The sequence below is a fragment of the Streptomyces ardesiacus genome, assembly GCF_003112575.1.
Lineage (GTDB): Bacteria > Actinomycetota > Actinomycetes > Streptomycetales > Streptomycetaceae > Streptomyces > Streptomyces ardesiacus.
The window spans coordinates 163,633-181,961 of record NZ_BEWC01000002.1 but is presented as its reverse complement, the minus strand read 5'-3'; the positions used below and the strand labels follow the sequence as shown (position 1 = coordinate 181,961).

17 protein-coding genes are annotated in these 18,329 nt (G+C 73.3%); 12 read left to right on the top strand and 5 right to left on the bottom strand.

Going from position 1 to position 18,329, the window contains the following annotated elements; translation table 11 throughout:
- Positions 1-5: 5 nt before the first annotated feature.
- Positions 6-1,046, bottom strand: a complete 1,041-nt coding sequence (locus Sdi02f_RS07750) for a peptidoglycan DD-metalloendopeptidase family protein (protein WP_030405024.1) — start codon at positions 1,044-1,046, stop codon at positions 6-8.
- A 203-nt stretch (positions 1,047-1,249) separates the two neighbouring features.
- On the opposite strand from Sdi02f_RS07750, the gene Sdi02f_RS07745 reads away from it, so the two are divergent.
- From Sdi02f_RS07745 to Sdi02f_RS07700, 10 genes are all read left to right on the top strand, one after another.
- A complete protein-coding gene (locus Sdi02f_RS07745; protein ID WP_051783778.1) occupies positions 1,250-1,762 on the top strand; it encodes a DUF6668 family protein in 513 nt (170 codons plus the stop codon).
- Positions 1,763-1,772: 10 nt separating this feature from the next.
- On the top strand, positions 1,773-2,033 hold the full coding sequence (locus Sdi02f_RS07740; RefSeq protein ID WP_030405022.1) for a hypothetical protein: 261 nt from the start codon (positions 1,773-1,775) through the stop codon (positions 2,031-2,033).
- A 271-nt stretch (positions 2,034-2,304) separates the two neighbouring features.
- Complete coding sequence (locus Sdi02f_RS07735) at positions 2,305-2,604, top strand: hypothetical protein (RefSeq protein WP_030405021.1); 300 nt, start codon at positions 2,305-2,307, stop codon at positions 2,602-2,604.
- 34 nt (positions 2,605-2,638) lie between these two features.
- Entirely contained in the window at positions 2,639-3,403 is a 765-nt protein-coding gene (locus tag Sdi02f_RS07730; RefSeq protein WP_030405020.1) for a DUF8175 domain-containg protein, read from the top strand.
- A gap of 1 nt (position 3,404) precedes the next feature.
- Complete coding sequence (locus tag Sdi02f_RS07725) at positions 3,405-4,622, top strand: hypothetical protein (protein ID WP_030405019.1); 1,218 nt, start codon at positions 3,405-3,407, stop codon at positions 4,620-4,622.
- A 121-nt stretch (positions 4,623-4,743) separates the two neighbouring features.
- On the top strand, positions 4,744-6,237 hold the full coding sequence (locus tag Sdi02f_RS36690; RefSeq protein WP_030405018.1) for an SCO6880 family protein: 1,494 nt from the start codon (positions 4,744-4,746) through the stop codon (positions 6,235-6,237).
- Positions 6,238-6,266: 29 nt separating this feature from the next.
- A complete protein-coding gene (locus Sdi02f_RS07715) occupies positions 6,267-7,730 on the top strand; it encodes a putative type IV secretion/conjugal transfer ATPase (RefSeq protein ID WP_234319850.1) in 1,464 nt (487 codons plus the stop codon).
- A complete protein-coding gene (locus Sdi02f_RS07710) occupies positions 7,727-9,484 on the top strand; it encodes a type IV secretory system conjugative DNA transfer family protein (RefSeq protein WP_108932996.1) in 1,758 nt (585 codons plus the stop codon). Before Sdi02f_RS07715 ends, Sdi02f_RS07710 begins: the two co-directional genes overlap by 4 nt.
- Positions 9,485-9,489: 5 nt before the next feature.
- Positions 9,490-9,894: a DUF4913 domain-containing protein gene (locus tag Sdi02f_RS07705; RefSeq protein ID WP_030405015.1), complete on the top strand. Its 405-nt coding sequence runs from the start codon at positions 9,490-9,492 to the stop codon at positions 9,892-9,894.
- Positions 9,895-9,945: 51 nt separating this feature from the next.
- Complete coding sequence (locus tag Sdi02f_RS07700; RefSeq protein WP_030405014.1) at positions 9,946-10,485, top strand: NUDIX hydrolase; 540 nt, start codon at positions 9,946-9,948, stop codon at positions 10,483-10,485.
- Here the strand turns inward: Sdi02f_RS07700 and Sdi02f_RS07695 are convergent.
- A complete protein-coding gene (locus tag Sdi02f_RS07695) occupies positions 10,466-11,020 on the bottom strand; it encodes a hypothetical protein (protein ID WP_031083349.1) in 555 nt (184 codons plus the stop codon). The two genes, Sdi02f_RS07700 and Sdi02f_RS07695, sit on opposite strands and share 20 nt — an antisense overlap.
- A 43-nt stretch (positions 11,021-11,063) precedes the next feature.
- On the opposite strand from Sdi02f_RS07695, the gene Sdi02f_RS07690 reads away from it, so the two are divergent.
- Positions 11,064-13,640, top strand: coding sequence for a hypothetical protein (locus Sdi02f_RS07690; protein WP_055467505.1), 2,577 nt, complete (start codon positions 11,064-11,066; stop codon positions 13,638-13,640).
- Between the two features lie 74 nt (positions 13,641-13,714).
- Positions 13,715-15,040, top strand: a complete 1,326-nt coding sequence (locus tag Sdi02f_RS07685; RefSeq protein WP_030405011.1) for a hypothetical protein — start codon at positions 13,715-13,717, stop codon at positions 15,038-15,040.
- Positions 15,041-15,053: 13 nt separating this feature from the next.
- Here the strand turns inward: Sdi02f_RS07685 and Sdi02f_RS07680 are convergent, their stop codons facing one another.
- The 3 genes from Sdi02f_RS07680 to Sdi02f_RS07670 form a co-directional block, all read right to left on the bottom strand.
- Entirely contained in the window at positions 15,054-15,968 is a 915-nt protein-coding gene (locus tag Sdi02f_RS07680) for an ABC transporter permease (RefSeq protein ID WP_031083351.1), read from the bottom strand.
- The gene (locus Sdi02f_RS07675; protein ID WP_108932995.1) at positions 15,955-16,962 is read right to left on the bottom strand and encodes an ABC transporter ATP-binding protein; all 1,008 of its coding nucleotides are present in this window, start codon (positions 16,960-16,962) and stop codon (positions 15,955-15,957) included. The genes Sdi02f_RS07680 and Sdi02f_RS07675 overlap by 14 nt, the downstream gene beginning before the upstream one ends.
- Before the next feature lie 89 nt (positions 16,963-17,051).
- On the bottom strand, positions 17,052-18,290 hold the full coding sequence (locus Sdi02f_RS07670) for a LolA family protein (RefSeq protein ID WP_108932994.1): 1,239 nt from the start codon (positions 18,288-18,290) through the stop codon (positions 17,052-17,054).
- Positions 18,291-18,329 lie beyond the last annotated feature (39 nt).

Genomic DNA, 18,329 nt, shown 5'->3' with positions numbered 1-18,329 from the left:
CGCCATCACTTCAATCCCAGCCATGGTGCGGGATCGACGTAGTCGCCGTTCTGCATCACTTCGAAGTGCGCGTGCGGACCGGTCGAGTAGCCCGTGGAGCCCACCGCACCGACCTGCTGGCCCACCTTCACGCGCTGTCCCACCGAGACGCTGAAGGCGGACATGTGGTTGTACGTGGTGGATACCTCCTTGCCGTCGATGGTTCCGTGCGAGATGACCACCCGGTTGCCGTAGCCGTTGGACCAGCCGGCGAACGTGACCTTGCCGTCCCGGGCCGCGAGGAACGGCGTGCCCTGCGCGGCGCCGAAGTCGATGCCGGTGTGCAGCTTGTTGACGTGCAGGATCGGGTGGAAGCGCATGCCGTAGGGCGAGGTGACGGGCGGGTTGCCGCGCAGCGGCATCGCCATCCGCTGCCCCGGTGGCACCTTGCCGGGCGGGTCGTCGACCGACTCGTACTTGGGGATCAGCGACTTGATGCGGGCGACGTAGTTGCGCGTCTCCGTGTAGGGCGGGATGCCGTGGTGCTCCTGGACGGCTCCGGGACCCGCGTTGTACGCGGCCAGGGCCAGGTCGAGCGTCTCGCCGGAGGCCTCGCCCCGCTTCTTGTAACCGTCGACCTGCTTGGCGAGCGCGCAGTCGTAGCGGCCCTGCGCCATGATCGCGTCGCCGGGGTCGTAGGGCGACACGCGACCGTTGCCGTCGTCGTCGCGGCCCCACGTCTTCCACGTGCCCGGCATGAACTGGGACAGGCCCTCCGCGCCCACCGGGGACACGGCGTTCGGGTTCCAGCCGGACTCGGCCTCGATCTGTGCGGCCACGACGGCCGGTTTGATCACGTCGCACAGGGCGCCGGCCTTGAGCACCCACGGAACGTACGCCGCGGGCACGGCGCCGCCCTTGAGGCCTCCGCCGACCCCGGTGCCGGTGCCGCCGCCTGCGGCACTCGTGCCGCCGCTGACCGCGACCATCATGATCACGGGTGTCAGCACCAGGGCGACCGAGCCACCGATCACCCAGGCTGCCGCGCTTCCCCCGTTCTGCGACATCAACCCCCCTCGGGTCCAACTCCGTTCGCACAGCGACTGATTGAGTGTCCCCGGAGGCGGTGCCCGACCAGGTCACCACTTCGTCACGAATGCGTCCCAGAGCCTCACAGGGTGTTACCAGCCCCTCCGCCATCGGCGAGGATCACACGGTGTTCCGCTGAACCGACACGGGGGGAGAGTTGGCGGTGCCCAGCAACGCGCCCATGGGGCCGGAGATTTGGACCCGCGGTCCCCTCGCCGGGAACGCCCCACCGCAGGACGACCCCGCGGACCCCCGCGCGACGTCTCCGGCACGGCCGCTGGCCTGGGTCGGCGCGCACGGAGGGGCGGGCACGTCCACCCTCGCGGCCGTCCTCGGCGGCCTGGACGGCGGTCGCACGTGGCCCCGGCCCGAGCGGGGAGAGCCCGACGGCGTGCTCCTGGTCGGCCGCACCCACGCCGCCGGGCTTCAGGCGGTGTCCCGCGCCCTGGACGTGTTCCGGCGCGGGGAGCAGCCGCCGGGCCTCGAGCTCGTCGCCGTGGTGCTGGTCGCGGACGCGCCGGGGCGCCTGCCCCGGTCGCTGCACCAGCGCATCAAGGTCATCGGCTCGGCGGCGGACGTGCACCGCGTGCCCTGGACGCCGGCATGGCGCACCGGGGACCTGAACGCTCCGGCGCCCAAGGAGACGGCCGCGCTGGCCGCCCTGCTGGCCGCCCCACCCGTACGCATGTCATGAGGAGTGTCCGATGAGCACTGGAGCGACGGCCGTACTCGCCGTCGGGGCGGACGTCACCCGCGAGCTCGACACGGTGCTGGGCTGGATGGCCTGGCTGGTCACCTGCGCCGGTGTCGCGGGACTGATCATCGTCGGAACACGCATGGCGCTCGCCGTGAAGACGGGCGACGTGGAGGAACACCTGCGGGAGTTCCTGATGGTGATGGGCGCCTGCGTCATCGGCGCCTCCGCGGGACCGCTCGTGTCGTTCCTCCTGAACGGGACCGGATGACCGGACAACGGGCCGGCACGACGGCACCGGCACCAGCTCCTGCAACAGCACCAGCACCGGCACCGGACCGGCACCGCGGACGGACACCTTCCCGTCTCGAATGCCACGTGCATGTCACACCGTGGTGCTGATTCGTCACACGGCATGGCGCAACGCCACGGGAATCACGAGACTCACGTCGTCGCCACCGGCCCGCACCGGTGCCGGCCGAACCCGCCACTGTCAACAGTCATTTGATGGGCCGTCAGGCCCACCACTTCGGGGAGAGACCATGTTGGACAAGCTCGTCGCCAAGGCCCACGGGACCATAGTCCTGGCGGACGGTGACGTACCGAACCCCACCCGCGACGCTCCGGGCGCGCTCACCGGCAAGGTCGACACCGTACTCGGCATCCTCGCCTGGGCCGGTACCGCGGCCGGCGTCGCCGGCGTGCTGATCACCGGCGCCATGATGGCCATCTCCATGCGCCGCGGCGAGGGTTCGGAGCACATGGGCCGCCTCGGCATGGTGCTGGGCGGCTGTGTCCTGGTGGCCACGGCCGGCCCCGTCGTCACCTTCGTCTTCGGCTGACGCGCCCCGCGTCCCAACAGAGAGAAGTACCGACATGGTGAACCCCGGTCGATCCCGAGGGGGCAGCGGGGAGTGGGAGAAGCCCTTCTGGCAGCAGCGGGGCTGGATCCTGTCGGCCGGGTTCCTGGCGACACTGCTGATCATCGGCCTGATCGCGCTGATGAGCGGCGGCGGCACGCCGGACCGCGCCGACGGCGGTCCGACACCGTCGCCGGCCACGCCCACGCCGGTCGGCAGCGGGAAGCCGGACGCCCGGCCCGCGGGCTGCCGTACCGACGACAGCGACCAGGCCAGGCCGACCACCGTTCCCAAGGACTTCGAGTGGAAGGCCAATGGAACGGGTCTCGTGCCGGTCTCCAAGACCGCCGGGCCGCTGACCTACGACGGCGCCGTCTGGTCCTGCTATGCGCACACCCCGATGGGCGCGGTGTTCGCCGCCCAGACCATCACGGACCACTTCAGCTACCCGGGCTGGCGTGAGGTGATGGAACGGCAGGTCGTCCCCGGTCCGGCCCGCGACGCGCTGGTCTCCAGCCGCTCGCAGGAGGAGGACAAGCCCACCTCGGGCAAGGCCGACGCCGGCGGTTACGCGGGCTTCTCGATCCTGGCCTACAACAAGGAAGAGGCGACAGTGATGCTCCTGCTCCGCGGACCCAACGCGGGTGTGTACGGCACGGCCTCTGTCACCGTGCGGTGGCACGAGGGCGACTGGAAGATCGTGCCCGGTGCCGACGGCTCGGTGTACTCCGGCATGGCACAGGTGAGTGGCACCCAGGGCTTCGTCACCTGGGAGGCATGACATGGCCTGCACATGGAAGGTCTACGACTGTGTGGGCGAGGGCCTGAAGTGGGGCCTCGGCGAGATCGGCGAGGGTGTCACCAGCGGTGCGGTCGAGGTGTTCGCCAAAGCCATCGGCGAGGCCGCGTCCGAAGTGCTGAAGTCGCTCAACGGAGTGTGGCTGGGCGTCAAGGCCGGCGAGACCGGCGGTCCCATCAACACCATCCAGGGCGAACTCAACTGGCTGGTCGGGTACGTGGCCGTGGCCTCGCTGCTGATGGCGGCGATCCGGATGGCCCTGGACCGCCGGGGCCAGTCGATGAAGATGGCGTTCATGGGCATGTGGAAGGTCCTCCTCGCCGGGGCCATCGCCGTCCCGGCCGCCGGGGCGCTGATGCGGGCCTCGGACGCCTACGCCGAGGAGGTCTACGCCAAGTCCGACCTGGGCGGCCAGGCCGCCGAGATGCTCGGCGTGATGACACTGGGCCAGCCCGGTCTCGTGCTGGTCTTCGGCCTGCTGGTGATGCTGTCGACGTTCGTCCAGATCGTCCTCATGTACATCCGCATCGGCGTCATGATCATGCTGATCGGCACCCTGCCGCTGGCCGCGTCCGCCTCCATGACCGGGTGGGGCGAGGGCTGGTGGAAGAAGCACATCGGCTGGCTGGCCGCCTGGCTGCTCTACAAACCCGCCGCCGCGCTCATCATCTTCTCGGCGACGGCGATGACCCAGGATGCCCGGGGCACCAAGGACCTCACCCGGACCATCGCAGGCATGGGCATGCTGATCCTGGCGGTCTTCGCCCTGCCCGCGCTGCTCAAGCTCATCGTCCCGGCCACCGCGGCACTCGGCGGCACCTCCGGCGGCACGGTCACCCTCAACGCCGTCAACAACCTCGCCAGCGGCGCCGTGGCCATCGCGGGCGGAAGCGTGGGCGGCGGGGGCGGCGGAGGCACCGGCGGCGCCGGCGGCTCCTCCGCGGCCCCGCAGGGTTCCCCGTCCGCCGGGGCCGGAGCGGGCGGCGGGGGAGCCGGAGCAGGAGGAGGCGCCGGAGGTGCGGGCGGTGCCGCCGGAGGCGCGGGCGGTGCCGCGGGAGGCGCGGCTGCCGGAGCGGCCACCGGAGGAGTGGCGCTGGCCGCACAGGCCGCCGCGGTCGTCGCACAGACCCAGATCGCCGCAGCCTCGGAAGTCGTCAACTCCCTCGACGACAACGACGGAATGAAGGGCCACAACCAGTAGCCGGCCGCTGTCGCGGAGACCGGGCCGGGAAGCCCTCCCGGCCCGGCACCCGCCCTGCGTCCCACCGTTCCGTCCGCCCGACCACGTAGCCCGCACAGCAGAAGCCGGAAGAAGGAAACCCATGTCCACCGACGCCATGACGCGTCCCACCTACGGGAACTGGCGGCGGCCGCGCCGCCCCGGTCTTGGCCCGCTGGGCCTGCTCGGCACCGTCGTCGCATTCGGCGGGCTCCTGGTGGCGCTGCTGGCCTCACTGGTCTCCCTGATGCTCGCCGTCGCCGTACTCGTCCCGGTGGGGATCTTCCTGGCCCCGCTGGCGCTGCGCACCGCCGACGGCCGCAACGTCTACCAGGTCCTCGCCGTCCGGATCGGATGGATGAAGCGCAAGGCCAACGGCTCGACCACGTACGTCTCCGGACCGCTCTCGCGGCGCCCCGGCGGCCGCTTCCAACCCCCCGGTCTCCTCGCCCGCACCAAGATGCACGAGGGCCGGGACGCCTACGACCGGCCGTTCGGCGTGCTCCACCACCCGGGCCGCAACCTCTACACACTCGTCCTCGGCTGCGACCCGGACGGCGGCTCGCTCGTCGATCCCGAGCAGGTGGACATCTGGGTGGCGTCCTGGGGCGACTGGCTGGCCCGGCTCTCCCACGAACCCGGTCTGCGCGGCGCCCAGGTCGTGGTGGAGACCGCGCCGGACACCGGCACCCGGCTCGCGGCCGAGGTCCTCCCCCGCATCACGCCCGACGCCCCGGCCGCGGCCCGTGCCGTCATGGAGGAGGTCGTCGAGCGCTACCCCGCCGCCTCGTCGGAGATGCACACCTACGTCGCCCTCACCTACGGCCCGACCGCCGGGCCCAAGCGCAGCACCGACGACGTCATCACCGACCTGTCCATGCGGCTGCCCGGCCTGCTGTCCGGCCTGATCGCCGCGGGCGGCGGCTCCGCGTACCCGCTCTCGGCGGAACGGCTCGCCGAGATCGTGCGTGTCGCCTACGACCCCGCGGTCGCCCCCGACGTGCTCAGCACCCGCGCCGAGCACACCTCGACCGGCATCGAGTGGGACGATGCCGGACCGGCGGCCGCCGTCGAGACCGTGAACGCGTACAAGCACGACTCCGGTGTCTCCCGCACCTGGATGCTGACGCTGGCACCGCGCGGCACCGTCCGCTCCAGCGTGCTGCGCGGCCTGCTGGAACCCGCGGCGGGCACCCGCCGCAAGCGGATCTCGCTGGTCTACCGCCCGATCGACCCGGCGACCTCCGCCCGCATCGTCGAGTCCGACCGCCGCTCCGCCCACTTCATGGCCGGCTCACGCGGTGGACTGGTGCAGGCCCGCGCCAGCTCCGAGGTGCGGGCGGCCGAGCAGACGGCGGCCGAAGAGGCGTCCGGCGCGGGGCTCGTGGAGTTCTCGCTGATGGCGACGGTCACGGTCGACTCCGAGCAGGACCTGGAGGACGCGGCCGTCACCATGCGCAACCTCCAGGCGTCCTCCCGCATCGTGCTGCGCCCCGCCGACCGGATGCAGGCCTCGGCGTTCACCTGCACGCTGCCCGTCGGACTGCTGCCCTGGGAACACACACTCGTTCCGTACCAGATCCGGGAGGCGCTGTGAGCAAGCAGAAGCAACCGCCCCGAGCACCCATGGTGCCCGCGCGCGGTTGGCCGGGCCCCGGTGGCGGCCAGGTCGCCCATGTGGACCCGCCCGCGATGTGGCGGGCGACCACCGTGCAGGCCTGCGGGCTGTGGCCGTTCGCCGCCGGATCGGGCGCCCCCATGACCGGCGTGCCGCTCGGCCAGCACCTGCAGACCGGTGCCACGGTCTGCGGCGACCCCATCTCCTGGTTCACCCGGGCCCGCTACATCTCCAACCCCTCGTTGTTCATGCTCGGCATGCCGGGACTGGGCAAGTCGACGCTGATCAACCGGATGCTCATCGGCCTCACTGCCACCGGCGTCACCCCGTTGGTGCTCGGCGACCTGAAGCCCGACTACGCGGACACCGTGCGCGCCCTGGGCGGACAGGTGATCTCCATCGGGCGCGGCGTCGGCGGCATCAACGTCCTCGACCCGGGCGCCATGGGAGAGGCGGCGGTACGGCTCGGCGGCGAGCGCGGGCGGGTCCTGGCCGCCGAGGCCCACGGCCGGGTGCTCAACATGGTCGCCGCGCTCATCACCATCGTGCGCGGCCGGCCCATGGACGACCACGAGCAGTCGGTGCTCTCCGCCTGCCTGCACCACCTCGTGGACCGCACCGAGCGCGGTCGCGCCCCGCTGCTGCCCGACCTGCTGCGGGTCCTGGACGAGGGCCCCGACCGGGTGCGCGCCGTCACGCTCGACCGGGGCGACATCGGCCGCTACCAGGAAGCCGTCGACCCGCTGCACCGCTCGCTGCTCGGCATCCTGGACGGTCCGCTCGGCGACACCTTCGCCACCGAGACCTCGACGCGCATCGACCCGGCGTCGCCGGCCGTCTGCGTGGACATCTCCCGCATCGGCGAGGCCGACACCCAGCTCACCGCCGCGGCGATGCTCGCCGCCTGGTCCGACGGGCTCGGCACGGTGGCCGCCGCACACGCGCTCGCGGACGCCGGGCTCGCTCCGCAGCGCTGGTTCTTCACGGTTCTCGACGAGCTGTGGCGACCGCTGCGCGCCGCCTCCGGCATCGTCGAGCGGATCGACGCCCTGACCCGCCTCAACCGCTCCCTCGGACTCGGCGACGCCAAGATCACCCACACGCTCAAGGACGCCGAGGCGCTGGGCAGCGAGGCCGACCGGGCCAAGGCACGCGGCTTCGTGGAGCGGGCCGGCATGGTGGTGTGCGCGGGGCTGCCGCGCACGGAGATGCGGGAGCTGGGCGAGATCGTCGGCATGTCGGAACGCGAGATCGAACTGGTCTCCTCCTGGTCGTCCCCGCCGGGCTGGGCGGGCACCGGCATCAACGAGGAGCCGCCCGGACGGGGCCGTTTCCTGATCAAGGTCGGCGGTCGCCCCGGCATCCCCATCAAGGTGTCCATCACCGACACCGAGCGCGCCCTGCACGACACCAACACCCGGTGGACCGGCAACGAGCTGAACCTCACCAAGCAAGGGGAAGGACCCGGATGAGCACGCGCCCCCCGCGCAAGGGCCACAGCACCGGGGACGACCTGCTGCCGTGGATCATCCCGGCCGTGGCCGTCCTCGTCGGTGGCGTCTTCGCCGGCGCCTGGCTGGGCGGCACGCTCGGCGCGGCACTGGCCGGCGGCGGCTGGAACCCGCCCCCGTTCACCCTCTCCACCCTGGCCACCCTGGCACAGGACGGCCCGGAGGCCCTGTGGCCCCACGCGTCGAGCGGCGCCGTGACGGCCGGCATCGCGGTGGTCTTCGGCGTGTTCGCCGCCCTCGTGGTCACAGGAGTGATCCTGGTACGAGGCCGCGGCCGACGCCCCGACGGCCTCGCCGGCCGCAAGGAACTGGCCGGACTGCTGCCCAAGGGCGCCGCGGCCCGGGCCAGGGAACTGCGCCCGTCCCTGTCCAAGGCCGCCAGGATCGAACCCGACGAGACCGGCAACCTGCTGGGCGACCTGGAGCCGAACGGCCCCGAACTGCGCTCGAGTTTCGAGGACGTCGAGCTGGACCTGATGGCTCCGCGTGCGGGCAAGTCCACCGGCATCGCCGTGCCCCGCGTGCTGCGCGCCCAGGGCAGTGTCCTGCTGACCTCCAACAAGTCCGACGTCTACAGCGTCACCCGGGCGGAGCGCGAACGCACCGGCCAGGTATGGGTGTTCGACCCCCAGGGCATCGCGCACACCCCACGCGCCATGTGGTGGGACATGCTGGCCGACGCCGCCACCATCGAGGGCGCCCGGCGTCTGGCCGGGCACTTCGTCGGCGCGGTCAACGACGACGCGTCCAAGCGCGACTTCTGGATCTCGGCGGCACAGAACACGCTCACGGCACTCTTCCACGCGGCCAACCGCGGCGGGCGCGGGGTGGTCGACGTCCTGTCCTGGCTGGCCGACCCGGCCGACCGCACCCCCGTCGACCTGCTGCGCGACGCCGCCATGCCGGCCCTCGCCGACCAGTTGCAGGGCACCGTCCAGGGCGCCGTCGAGACCCGGGACGGCATCTACGAGACGGCCCGCCAGTGCGTGGCCTGCCTGCTGGACCCGGCCATCGCCGCCTGGGTGACGCCGGACGCGGCGGTGCCGCAGTTCCGCCCGGAACAGCACGCGCTGTCGCGCGACACCCTGTACCTGCTCTCGAAGGACGGCGGCGGCTCGGCGGCGGGCGTCATCGCGGCGGCGGCGGACTCGGTGCTGCGCGCGGGCGTGGTCGCCGCCGAGCGGCTGGGCGGCCGCCTCGACCCGCCGATGACGGCCGTACTGGACGAGGCCGCCAACGTCTGCCGCATCTCCGACCTGCCCGACCTCTACTCCCACCTCGGCTCGCGCGGCATCAACATCGTCACCCTGCTGCAGAGCTACCGGCAGGGGGTACGGGTCTGGGGCGAGGCCGGGATGGACGCGCTGTGGGGCGCCGCCACCATCAAACTGCTGGGTGCCGGACTGGACGACGCCGACTTCGTCGAGAAGGTCTCCCGGCTGGTCGGCGAGCACGACGTGTCGACGGTCAGCGTCTCCCGCAGCAGGGACGGACGGTCCCGCTCCACCTCCTACCGCCTGGAGCGCATCATGCCCGCCGACCGCATCCGCGCCCTGCCCAAGGGCACCGCACTGCTGCTGGCCACCGGCGTCCGGCCGGCCCTGATCCGGCTGCGCCCCTGGTACGCGGAGCCCGGCGCCGACCGCATCCAGGCCGCCGCCCAGGCCGAAGTGAGAGCCATCACCGCCCGAGCCGCACAGAAGGCCTTTCCGTGACCCTCATGCCCCCCGCCCACGACACGGACCCCACGCCGGAACAGCCGCAGGCGCCGGCCTTCATCCTCTATCTCGACGGCGAGGAGTACGCCGCAGAGATGCGGAGTCTGGCCCTGTGGGTCTCCGACCTGCTGCTCCCCGTCTACGGCCGGGAGGTGACCTCCGCGCAGCCCTGGTGCCCGCGCTGGTGGGAGCACCTGGAGGCCGTCGCCCGGCTGCACGCCCTGTGGCTGGCCTGGCAGGAGTACACGGATCCGGTGGCGGGCGCCTCGGGCCCGGCCGTCTGGCACCGGGACCACCTCGGCCCCGTGATGAGCGAACTCCGGGCCCCCAACGGCCCGTTCGCCGGGTGCCGGCCGGGCGGTCACCGGGCCAAGGCGGCACCGACGGTCGAGGCGTACGACGGCTGAAGGGCCCGCGGGCGGCATCGCACACCTGGCGAACAGACCAAGGAGGACCTCATGCGCTGGACCGTGCACACCGAACGCGTCATCCACGACACCCCGTGGGTGGGTCTGCGCGCACTGGACGTCGAGCAGCCGGACGGCACCCGCACCGACTACCACGTGGTCAGACTGCGCGACGTCGCCGTGACGGCGGCCGTCGACGGCCGGCGGCGGGTGCTGATGATGTGGCGCCACCGCTTCGTCACGGACACCTGGGCGTGGGAACTGCCCATGGGACTGGTCGAGGACGGCGAGGAGGCCCCGCGGGCGGCCGCGCGCGAACTCGAGGAGGAGACGGGATGGCGTGCGGGGACAGTACGGGAACTGATCTACGCGGAACCCGCGGCCGGCATCACCGACGCCCGGCACTTCGTCTTCCGCACGGACGACGCCGTCCGCGTCGGGGACCCGACCGAGCGCAACGAGTCGGACCGGCTGGAGTGGATACCGCTCTCCCGGATCGGCGCGATGATCGCCCGCCGGGAGATCGTCAGCAGTGCCACGCTGGTCGGCCTCATGGCACTGCTGCTGGACCTCAGCCCCGCGGCGGACTGAAGTGGTCGATACCGGCGAGAATGGACCGCTTCAGCCCGAGGGCCTCACCGATCTCCTCCCGGGTGAACCGCTCGGGGTCCTTGGCGTACAGGGCCCGCCCGCGCTCCGAGACGAAGCGGTCCTCGGGGACACGGTCCTGTCCCGGGGGAAGGAACTTGGCGACCTCCTCCAGCGCGGCGATCGCGTACGCCGTCGCCGGGCGCATCGCCCGGTGCTCGGCCGGCGCCGTGTTGAGCAGGCGCAAGCCGGTTTCGGTGGAGATCTCGTCGCTGACCCACATGAACTCGCCCGGGTCGACGATGCGCGAGGGCTCCTCGCCCCCGAACGCGGGCGGCGCGGGGGGAAGTTCGTCCGCCATGCGGAACTCGAACGAGCGGGTGCGCCCGCACTGCGGGCACGTGCCCTCGAAGACCGCGGTCAGGGCGCCGTCGTGGTCCTCCAGCCGGTGCTCACGCGTGAACTGATCGGCGCCGCACGCACAGGGGTGGAGGTCGATGTAGAGGTGCGCCTCTTGCAACGAACGAGCGATCAACATGGCAGGATTCTACGGGGCTCATAGGCGCAGGGGGGAGACGTCAGTGAACCAGGGCGACGAGAGGGAACGGCCCGAGGAGAGGGTCATCACGGCCACGGACGTCCTCGGCACCGGCTTCCGGGCGGACAGCGGCATCCGGCCTTCGCAGGAGCGCGTCCTCGCCGAGGCGGAGGCGGCCCTGCCCGTGGTGGTCCAGGCGCTGTACGCCGACCGGCTGCGGGTGAACGGCATCGTCGAGGAGGACGGGCGTCGCTTCTTCTCGCTGGCCGACGACAACGCCAGGACCCTCACCGTCAGGCTGGAGTCCGCGTCGCTGCCCGAGCGCACCGTGGCGCGCAGCTTCGTGAACACCGCCTCCGACAACCACGTCGTCCAGCTCTCCGACCGCATCGCGCCGGAGCAGGTCGGCCGTGCGCTGAGCCACGAGATCAACGAGCTGCTCTCCGTGCGGGACCGTGCCGAGCGCGCCGAGGCGCCCGCCGCCGACGACATGCTGCGCCGCGGCGCCGCGCTGCCGGAGCGGCCGCGGCTGTCCGACGAGGATCTGGGCCGGGTCGGCGAGCTGAACTACCTCACGGAACGCATGCACGACGGGACACTGACCGCGCATCAGCGTCAGGAGGCGCGCGGCGAGCTGTCCCAGTTGATCGACCACACCGGCCTGCGGGTCGGCGCGCCGGCCGACGACGCGGCCGCCCGGGCGCTGGAGCAGTACGCGGTGTCGATCCGCACCGACACGGTGGGGCAGCACCTGACGACGGACGCCCGGCGTGCCCTGCGAGAACTGGGCAGGCCCATCGACCAGTTGGCCCCCGCCGACGCGCAGGTGCTCCAGGAGCACCGGGCCCGGGTCGCGGAGAGCCGCGCGAACGGCACCCCGCTGGGCTCCGCCCCCGCCTTCCCGCTGCCCGGCCTGCGCCCCGACGGCACCCCGATTCCCCGGGAGCAGCTCGGCGCCGCCCGGGACGAGGCGGCCCTGCGGCGCACCGAGACCGGACTGAGGACGCTGGAGGAACTGCGGGCCGAGGCGGCAGGTCTGCCCGAGGGCCGCTACCCGCAGCGTGAGGTCATGATCGGCGGCGGGGCCGCGCTCGCGGGCCGCGACCCCGACGTCCTGCTGGTCGACTCACGGGGCCGCTGGCACGTGGACCCCATCAAGGGCATCGTGCAGTCCGCCGACCAGGTGCGGCACCTGCGTGAGGTCGGCTGGGACCCGTACCAGTTCGGGGACCCGAAGGACCGGGTCTCGCTGGCGGCGCTCCAGTTGTGGGAGGACACCGCGGCCGCTCGTGGCCCGCTCGTCGACGGGAGCGCCTCGCTGAACCTCGCCGAGGACGGGCGGCTGCTCGCCGAGATCGCCCCGGCGGACGGCTCGCCCCCGGTCACCGTCGAGGTGGTCGGCACTCCGCTGGTGGCCACGGGCGTTCCCCCCGAGGTCATACCGGGCGTGAACCGGCAGGTGCCGACGATGGCCGAGGCCGCCCGGGCGCTCGGGGACCACCTCGGCACGGTCGGCACGCCCGAGGCGCTGCAGGCCAGGGACCGGCTGGCCGCGCTTCCGGAGGGCCAGGGCCGGGCCGCCGCCGCCCTGGACATCCTGGCCGAGCCGGCGGTGGCCGCCGCGCTGCGGGCGGCCGGCGACGATTCGACGGCCGCCCGGGCCCGGGAGACCGTCGAGGCGACCGCGAAATGGGAGCAGGCGAGCGCCGAGGCTCCCGGGCGTGTCCTGCTCGGGGACGAGGTCGGCGACGGGGCCTACGACCCGACGGTCGCGGACAACTGGGTGATCGCCGGCATCGGCGGCGGCGCCATCGCCAACACGGAGATCATCCTGGAGGGCAACCCGAACGCCCGCGTGACCATGGTGGGCACCGCGGCGCCGTGGGTCCTCCACAACGACTCCCAGTACCTGGCGATGCGCCGGCAGTACGACGCCGAACTCGGCGGCAACGGACGTTTGGTCACCGTGCCCAATCAGCGGCTGGGCGCCGTCGAGACGGTCCGCACCCCTGACGGCGGTGTCCGGCTCAAGGCGCGCGACGTCGAAGGGGACGCCTACGTCGCCTGTCTCGGCCGGGTGGCCCGGCTGCCCCAGGCCGCGGACACCCTCGACGCCTGGGCCCGGCAGCAGGGCGGCCAGGTCAGGGGCGAGCTGCTCTTCGACAAGAGCGAGCAGTACCTCGGCTACCGGCTGCACTTCCAGGCGGGCGACCGGCAGCACACCGTCGACGTGACGGGGGCCGCCTCGCGGATGCTGCCCGGCAACGTCTTCAGCGAGAAGGACATGGCCAGGCTGGCCGTCGTCGACCGCAGGACGGCACCGCCGGAAAGCGGCAACGTGGCGGCCGGCTTCATGGCGACCGCCCTCCAGGGCTCCCATCTGGCCAAGCACCGCGCGGAGCAGTCCGGCCACGCTCCGGCGGCCCGGACCGGCACCACGCCCCCGGCCGCCGGAGCGGGCACCAACCCGGTCGCGGGCGCGGCCCGCCTCCAGTCCGGCCGCAGACCGTCCGGCCCGGGCACCGCGCCCGGGTCCGGGCCGGCCACCGGTGGTCCGGCAACGCCGCCCCGGCTTCCCGGACCGCCCCGCCCCGGCGGGGGCGGCGGGCCCGCCCGGTGACGGCCGAGGGCCGTGCCGCCCGGCACATCCGCGTCCGGGGTACCTGACGACCAGCCATCACGGAGGAACGGAACATGCGCACCACGAGGACCGCACTGGCGGCTGCCCTGGCCGCGGTACTGCTCACCGGGTGCGGCTCGGGCGACGACGGGAAGCGGGACGACGCGGGGCAGGGCTCGGACGGCGGCCACGCCACTCCCCGGCTCTCCGTGCCCCCCGCCTTCGACGGTGGCCGGGGCTGGGACGCGGAACCGGGCCGGGTTCCCTCCTCTGCCGGGACCGATCCGGTCGTCGCGGCCGGCGGCGCCGTCGCCTACGTCGAGCCCTCCGCCGACGGCTACGTGGTCCGGGTCCGGGACGCGGCGACGGGCAAGGTGCGCTGGACCAGCGCCGCCTACCGGGTGCCGGCGACGGACCCGGACGCCCCCGGCAGCCCGGGAGCGCCAGGGCTGACCGCCGTACGGCAGGGGGACCGCACCTACCTGGCCGCGTGGGCCGTCGGCGAACGGACCGACAGCGCCCTCTCCCACGAGAAGGAGGCCGTCCGGATCGGGGTCTACCCGCTGGACGCCTCTGGTGACTCCGTCGCCCCGCTCCATGACGTCCAGATCCCCGTGAACACGCAGGAGGGGTCGGTCCAGGCCCGGGACGGCGGTGTCGGGCTGCTGCTCTCCTGGCGGTCGGCGGGCGACCACCGGGCCGTCGTGGACCTGGGCACCGGCCGCGTGACGCGGTACGACGATCCCGCCGGGCTGATCCCCGACTGCGACTCGGCGATGTGCGCCGGCAGCGCCGTGGTGGCCGTCACCCCCGAGGGGCCCGTGGTCGGCGGTGAGTCGGGCGGCATCCGGGTGCCGGGCGGCTGGAGCGGTGAGGACATCGCGCCCGAGGGCGTCGAGACGGGCCGGACGTTCGTCGACGGGGAACAGAACGGCACCCTCGTCGGCGTCCGCGACGGGATGTTCGTCGCCCGCTGGCGCGCGGCCGACTCCGCCGACGGCTACGTCTGGTCGGCGCACGACCTGGCGAGCGGCCGGCTGCTGGCCGGCACCGTCTGCGACGACGACGGCCCGGACACGCCGAGCGTGCCGGTGGCCTCGCCGAACGGCACCCGTCTGGGCCTCGGCCCGGTCCTGTTCGACGTCGGGGCGGGCACGGGCCGGTGCCTGGCCGCCGAGGGCGACCGCCCGGGCGTCACGGTCACCGCCGTCGCCGACGACGGCACCGCTTACGGCACCACGGGCTCCGGAACGGGCGTGGTGGTGCCGAAGGGCACCGGGACGCCCGAGGCACTGCCCGGGGGCACCCTGGTGCCTGCCGCCGCGCTGGACAAGGGGGCGTTGTTCGTCCGGCGGGGTGACGACGACGCCCTGCGCCTGTCGGTGCGGCGGACCCGCTGAGTCCGCGCCGCCGTCACGCAGTGATGTCGCGGGTCGTGAACCGCGCCCAGGCCGCCGAGCCGAAGACCGCCGCGTAGAGGGCCTGGAGGCCCAGGTTCTTGACCAGGTCGTCCCAGTAGACCGGTTCGCGCATCAGGTCGGCGAAGGACAGCCAGTAGTGCGAGAAGAAGTACGGCTGGAGGGCGTCGAGCTGGGGGATCTGGTCGAGGATCTGGACGGTGATCAGCAGCCCGACCGTGGTCGCCATCGCGGCGATGCCGCTGCCCGTCAGGGTGGAGACGAACAGGCCGAGGGCCGCGACGCCGACGAGCGAGGCGGCCACCACCAGGGCGATCAGCAGGGCCCGCCCCAGGCCCTCGGCGTAGCCGATCCGGGTGCCGGAGATGGTGATCAGGTCGCCGACCGGGAACAGCAGCGCGCCGACCGCGAGCGCCGAGACCGCGACGACCAGGGTCGCGGCGAGGCAGAAGGCGATCACCGTGGCGTACTTGGTGAGCAGCAGCCGGGTGCGGCCCGCCGGGGCGACCAGGAGGTAGCGGAGCGTGCCCGCGCTCGCCTCGCCGGCGATCGCGTCGCCCGCGACGACGCCGACGGCCATGGGCAGGAAGAACGGGAGGGTGGCGGCGAGCGCGGTGAAGACCAGGAACAGCCCGTTGTTGCTGATCTGCGAGATGAACGCCGGGCCCTCGCCGCCACCGCCCCCGCCGCCGAGCGAGGACCCGTCGCCCGTCTCGATCCGTACGGCGATGCCGACCAGGACCGGCACGGCGGCGAGCACGGCCAGCAGGGCGAGGGTGCGCCAGCGCCGGAAGGTGGTCAGCAGTTCGCTGCGGAGCAGCCCGAGGGACCACAGCGGGCTCGGGGACCGCGTCCCGCCCCGCCCCGGCGCCGCGCCCTCGGTCTCCGCCCGCACGTCAGCCCGCGACATCGAAACCCTCCCCGGTCAGCGCCACGAACGCGTCCTCCAGCGAGGCCCGTTCCAGGGTGAAGCCGCGGACCCGGACACGGGCCGCGACCAGCGCCGCGTTCACCTCGGCGAGGTCCCGCTCCGGCGGCTCCGCCGTCACCCGGTCCTCGTCGACCACCACGTCCGCGGCCCCCTGCTCCTTCAGCACCCGGGCGGCGTCGCCCGCGTCCGGCGTGGTCACCACCAGCCGGCCGCGTGCACCGGCCGCCAGGTCGGCGACCGCGCCCTGGGTGATCAGCCGCCCCTGTGCCATCACGGCGGCGTGGGTGCACACCTGCTCGATCTCGTCCAGCAGGTGGGAGGAGAGGAAGACGGTGGTGCCGTCGGAGGCCAGTTCGCGCACGAGGGTGCGGATCTCGCGCATGCCCTGGGGGTCGAGCCCGTTGGTCGGCTCGTCCAGGACGAGCAGGCGGCGCGGCTGGAGCAGCGCCGCGGCGAGGCCCAGCCGCTGCTTCATGCCGAGCGAGTACGCCTTCGCCTTCTTGCCGCCCGCCGCCGCGAGGCCCACCCGGTCCAGCGCCGCGGCGACGCGCTCGCGCCGGGTGCGCGGATCGGCCGTCGGGTCGGCGGCGTCGTAGCGCAGCAGGTTGTCCCGGCCGGAGAGGAAGCCGTACAGGGCCGGGCCCTCGATGAGGGCGCCGACCCTGGGCAGTACGGTGCGCGACGCGCGCGGCATGGGCAGGCCGAGGACCCGGGCGCTGCCCGAGGTGGGTTCGATCAGCCCCATCAGCATGCGGATGGTGGTGGTCTTGCCGGAGCCGTTGGGACCGAGGAAGCCGAAGACGCTGCCCGCCGGGACGGTGAGGTCCAGACCGTCGACGGCGAGTTGTCCACCGCGGTAGCGCTTGGTGAGCCCGCGGGTGGCGATGACGGCGTCCTCCCCGCCTTCCCGGGCGGGCTCCCGCTCCGGTGCGCGGCCCGGGCGCTCCGGCCCCGTGGCGGACGGTTCGGCCATCGGCTCCCTCGTTTCCCTCGTTCTCCTCGTTCGCCGCGTTCGCCTCGTCCCGCTTTTCCGCGCTGTGCGGGTGGCGTGCCGCGGACGTCCTACCGCGCGGCGTCGGCCGCCTTCACCAGGGCGTCCTTGGTGACCGCACCGGCGTAGACCTTGCCGTCGTCGGTGATCAGGGCGTTGACGAGGCGGGTCTTGAAGACCGTGCCCGAGCCGAAGTCGCCCTTGACCTGGTCGCCGAAGGAGCCGAGGAATCCGCCGAGGCCGCCGAGGTCGCCGCCCGGGGAGCCCGTGGGCAGGCCGCCCCGGGCGCCGGTGTCGAAGGTGGCGATCGAGTTCCAGCCCTCACCGATCACCTTGAGGCCCTCCAGCTCCCCGGCGAGGTCGCCCCCGGCCGGGCGCCCGTGCTCGGGAGCCTTGGCGCCCGTGTCGCTCTCGGTGACCTTCGCCCCCTCGGGCGGCGTGAAGTCGAACGTCGACGCGTCCGGCTTCGCGAAGCTGACCTGGGTGAAGCCCACGTCGACCACGGCGGCGCCGCCGCTCGCCGGGGTCAGCGTGAACTTCAGCGGCAGGCCGGTCTCGGCGTCCACGGCCACGGTGATCGCGCTGACCGTGGAACCGTCCTGCTTGGGCTCGACGACGAGGCGGTAGGCGTCCCGGCCGGCCACCTGAGCGGTGCCGCGGACGGTGACGGACGTGGTGTCGTCGACCGCCTTGAGCGCCTGCTCGGCGAAGTCCTTCGGAGTGGCCGGCACGTCCTTGTCCGGCGTGCCCCTGCCCGGCCGCCCCTCGTCCGCGGGGGCGGTGGAGTGGTAGACCTCGTTGGACTTGCTGTCGTAGCCCCAGACGTCCTCGCCGTTGTGGACGAGGCTGTACTCGGCGGCGTTCTCCAGCAGGGACAGCTTCTGCCGGTCGGGGCCGTCGGCCGCGACGCGCAGCGTGTGACTGCCGGACACCAGCTCGGTGAGCTTGGCCGAGGGGTCGGCGGCGGAGCCCTCGCCGTCCCCGCCGGAGCCGGGACCCGCGGACATGCCGGAGAGCAGGCCGCTCTCCAGTCCACCGAGGTCCGGCAGGCCCAGGTCGGTGTTGATGCGCACCGTGCCGGACATCTGCTCGACGTCCGACGTGGCAATCTTCTCGATGAGCTGCTGCGCCGTGATCTTCGGCAGGTCGGGGTCCCCGGAGTCGGCGAGCGCCGGGACGAGGCCGATCGTCGCGGCCGCCACCCCCATCACCGCGACCGGGACGACGTACCGCGCGGCCTTGCGCCGTCCGGCACGCAGCTCCTCGCCCTCCCCGGCGGTCGTGTTGTCGTCGGAATCGATCGGTGCCATGTGTGCCCTACCTCCGTCGTCGGCGGCGGCTGTCTCGCG